We start from the raw sequence: 3,753 nt of genomic DNA, 5'->3' as shown, positions 1-3,753 counted from the left end.
GATTCGGCCGCGCCCGATGCGCCTGCCGGCGCCGTCGCGCCGCCCACCGCTGCCGCGCCCGCCGTTCCGGCCGCGCCGGCTGCCGCCGGTGCCGCGCCGTCGTCCGGCAGGTCGTACTTCGGCAGCGCGTCGTTGCTCGACGTCGCGGCCGCCTCGCCGCGCGCGTTGCTGATCAGCATCTGGCGGCGCTGCAGGTACGCGTTACGCACGAACGAATACTTGTCGAGTGCCGCGGCATCCAGCACGTCGCCCGCGCCGAGCAGGTTCGAACGCGTGTTGACGAGGTTGACGCCGAACAGGCCCCAGCTCAGGCCATCCGGCTTCACGTAGGTGAGCGGGTTGCCGACGTAGTCGACGCCCAGGCCGGCCGTGTCGCGCAGCGTGCTCGGGCCGAGCAGCGGCAGCACCAGATACGGACCCGACGGCATGCCGTAGCGGCCCATCGTGATCCCGAAGTCGGCCGTGTGCTTCGGCAGCTTCGCGATCGTCGCGACGTCGAACAGGCCGCCGACGCCGAACACCGTATTGATCACGACGCGCATGATGTCGCCGACGCCGTCCGCGATCCGCAGCTGCACGATGTTGTTCGCCGCGATGTAGACGTCGCCGATGTTCGAGAAGAAGTTCGTCACGCTGTCGCGAACCGGCTGCGGCACCACGTACTGGTAGCCCTTCGCGACCGGCTTCAGCGCATACGTATCGACCGTGTCGTTGAACTTGTACATCGTCCGGTTGAAGCCTTCGAGCGGATCGCCCTTGGTCGGCGTCTGCACGGTCGCGCAGCCGCTCAACGCGGCGACTGCCGCTATCGCCAGCGCGGCGTGCCTGATGCGGATCGTCTGCATGGTCATTACCCTCTTCTAATCTCTCGTGTGGTTATTGGGCCGCGGAACCGGACGCGGCGGACGCGGCGGACACCGCCGACGCCGGCACCGCCACCGGTGCAGGCGCGGCCGGCGCGCCGGCTGCCGGCTTCGCACCGCCCGCATCGGCGGCCTTGCTGTAAAGGAACTGGCCGATCAGGTTCTCGAGGACGATCGCCGATTGCGTCATCGTGATCGTATCGCCCGACTTCAGCATTTCGGTGTCGCCGCCCGGATCGAGGCCGATATATTGCTCGCCGAGCAGGCCCGACGTCAGGATCTTCGCCGACGAATCCTTCGGGAACTGATACTGGCCGTCGACATCGATCGTGACAAGCGCCTGGTACGTGTTCGTGTCGAAACCGATCGCCTTCACGCGGCCGACCACGACGCCCGCGCTCTTCACGGCCGCGCGCGGCTTCAGGCCGCCGATATTGTCGAATTTCATCTTCACCGAGTAGGTCGGCTGAAACGAAAACGAGCTCATGTTGCCGACCTTCAGCGCCAGGAACAGCACCGCAAGGAAGCCCACCACCACGAACAGGCCGACCCAGAAGTCGAGAGCAGTCTTTTTCATCGTCATCCCAAAATTTGGCTTGGCTGAGGCTTAGCTGAACATCAGCGCGGTCAGCAGGAAATCGAGGCCGAGTACGGCGAGCGACGCGAACACGACCGTCTTGGTCGTCGCGCGCGACACGCCCTCGGGCGTGGGCTTCGCTTCATACCCTTGAAACAGTGCAATGAAGGTCACGGCGAACCCGAACACGATGCTCTTGATCACGCCGTTGCCGACGTCGGCCCAGACCTGGACCCCGCCCTGCATCTGCGACCAGAACGCACCCGGATCGACGCCGATCAGCACGACACCGACGAAGTAACCGCCGAGCACGCCGACCGCGTTGAAGATCGCGGCCAGGAGCGGCATCGCGATGATGCCCGCCCACAGGCGCGGCGCGATCACGTTCTTGATCGGGTCCACCGCCATCATCTCGAGCGCGGTGAGCTGCTCGCCGGCTTTCATCAGACCGATCTCGGCCGTGAGCGACGTGCCCGCGCGGCCCGCGAACAGCAGCGCGGTAACGACCGGCCCGAGCTCGCGCACGAGCGACAGCGCGACCAGCAGGCCGAGCGCCTGCTCGGAACCGTAGCGGTTCAGCGTGTAGTACCCCTGCAGGCCGAGCACGAAGCCGACGAACAGGCCCGACACGGCGATGATCACGAACGAATAGTTGCCGAGGAAGTGGATCTGCTTCGTGACCAGCCGCGGCCGGCGCAGCAGCGGGAAGAATTCCAGCACGAGGCGCACGAACAGACGCGTGCCGTAGCCCGCGCGCTCGAGGCCGCCGATGACGTAACGTCCGATCGCGCTGATCATGCGCGCCCTCCGCCGAGCCCGAAATCCGCCGCCAGCGGCGGGCTCGTGTAATGAAATTTGAACGGGCCGTCCGGCGCGCCGTCGATGAACTGCCGCACGCTCGGATCGGTCGACGCGCGCAGCTCGTCGGGCGTACCCTGCGCGAGCACGCCGCCGTTGGCCAGGAAATACACGTAGTCGGCGATCGCGAACGATTCCGGCACGTCGTGCGTGACCAGGATCGACGTGGCACCCAGCGCCTGGTTCAGCGTGCGGATCAGGTTCGCGGTGATGCCGAGCGAGATCGGATCGAGGCCGGCGAACGGCTCGTCGTACATGATGAGCTGCGGATCGAGCGCGATCGCGCGCGCCAGTGCGATGCGGCGCGCCATCCCGCCCGACACCTCGGACGGCATCAGGTCGCGCGCACCGCGCAGCCCGACCGCGTTGAGCTTCATCAGCACGAGGTCGCGGATCAGGTCTTCGGGCAGGTCGGTATGCTCGCGCAGCGCGAACGCGACGTTCTCGAACACCGACATGTCGGTGAACAACGCGCCGAACTGGAACAGCATGCCCATCTTGCGGCGCAGCGCATAGAGGCCATCGCGCGTTTGCGCGCCGACATCGGCGCCGTCGAACAGCACCTGGCCGCGGCGCGCACGCACGAGGCCGCCGATCAGGCGCAGCACGGTCGTCTTGCCGCAACCCGACCCGCCCATGACCGCGACGACCTGCCCACGCCCGAAGCGCAGGTTCAGGTTGGACAGGACGAGGCGGTCGCCGTAGCCAAAGTCGACGTCGCGAAGTTCCAGCAGGGTCTCGGTAGGAGTGGGGCTCACGGAGCTGACAGTCCTTTTACGCAGAACGCCGAATTATAGGGCCTGCATTGGAATGATGTCGTGACGCCGTTCCGGGCCCTGCGGTCAATGATTGTCAAATTGTCCGGGAAAACATTGCTGCAATGCAACAACGGCAGCCCGATAGTCGGCCGCGCCCGTCACCGCACTGACCACCGCGACACTGCCGACACCCGTCGCCAGCACGGCCGGCAGCGCGTCGAGCCCCACCCCGCCGATCGCGACGAGCGGCGCACGCGCCCCCGCGAAGCGCGCATAGCGAGCAATCCGCGCCAGGCCCTGCGGCGGCGCGGCGACGGCCTTGGTCGCGGTCGCAAATACGGGGCCGAGCGCGAGGTAGCTCGGGCGCTCGTGCAATGCGCGCAACATTTCGTAATAACCGTGGCTCGAAAGTCCGAGCCGCAGGCCTGCGCGCGCGATCGCGGCCAGATCGGCCGTTTCGAGGTCTTCCTGGCCCAGATGAACGCCGTACGCCCCCTCTTCCACGGCGATCTGCCAGTGATCGTTGATGAACACGCGCGCATCGGGATGGCGGCGCCCGGCCGCGACCGCACGTGCGATTTCCCGCCGCAACGTGTCCGGCGTCGCGCCTTTCACGCGCAGTTGCACGGTCCGCACACCGCAATCGAGCACGCGCTCGACCCATTCGGCGTCCGGCACGACCGGATAGAGGCCGAGC

Annotated in this window: 5 protein-coding genes; all 5 read right to left on the bottom strand. The window is 67.0% G+C overall.

The annotated features are described in order from the left end of the window. The coding region (locus L810_RS42935) for an MlaA family lipoprotein (protein WP_042978415.1) at nucleotides 1-845 on the bottom strand (845 nt) is incomplete at its 3' end. A gap of 31 nt (nucleotides 846-876) precedes the next feature. Continuing rightward, nucleotides 877-1,440: an outer membrane lipid asymmetry maintenance protein MlaD gene (gene mlaD / locus L810_RS42930; RefSeq protein WP_042978414.1), complete on the bottom strand. Its 564-nt coding sequence runs from the start codon at nucleotides 1,438-1,440 to the stop codon at nucleotides 877-879. Nucleotides 1,441-1,470: 30 nt separating this feature from the next. Continuing rightward, nucleotides 1,471-2,238 carry a lipid asymmetry maintenance ABC transporter permease subunit MlaE gene (gene mlaE / locus L810_RS42925; RefSeq protein WP_021164333.1) on the bottom strand — a complete coding sequence of 256 codons (768 nt, stop codon included), beginning with the start codon at nucleotides 2,236-2,238 and terminating at the stop codon, nucleotides 1,471-1,473. Then, the gene (locus L810_RS42920; RefSeq protein ID WP_006477138.1) at nucleotides 2,235-3,056 is read right to left on the bottom strand and encodes an ABC transporter ATP-binding protein; all 822 of its coding nucleotides are present in this window, start codon (nucleotides 3,054-3,056) and stop codon (nucleotides 2,235-2,237) included. The genes mlaE and L810_RS42920 overlap by 4 nt, the downstream gene beginning before the upstream one ends. An 84-nt stretch (nucleotides 3,057-3,140) precedes the next feature. Next, the coding region (gene thiE / locus L810_RS42915) for a thiamine phosphate synthase (RefSeq protein WP_042978413.1) at nucleotides 3,141-3,753 on the bottom strand (613 nt) is incomplete at its 5' end.

Source organism: Burkholderia sp. AU4i (genome assembly GCF_000466765.1).
GTDB lineage: Bacteria > Pseudomonadota > Gammaproteobacteria > Burkholderiales > Burkholderiaceae > Burkholderia > Burkholderia cepacia.
The sequence above is the reverse complement of the archived record's forward strand: the minus strand, read 5'-3'. Positions and strand labels throughout refer to the sequence as shown.

Coding starts and splice junctions, on each gene's coding strand:
- mlaE (WP_021164333.1), bottom strand. CDS start 2,238: ATGATCAGCGCGATCGGACGTTACGTCATCGGCGGCCTCGAGCGCGCG.
- mlaD (WP_042978414.1), bottom strand. CDS start 1,440: ATGAAAAAGACTGCTCTCGACTTCTGGGTCGGCCTGTTCGTGGTGGTG.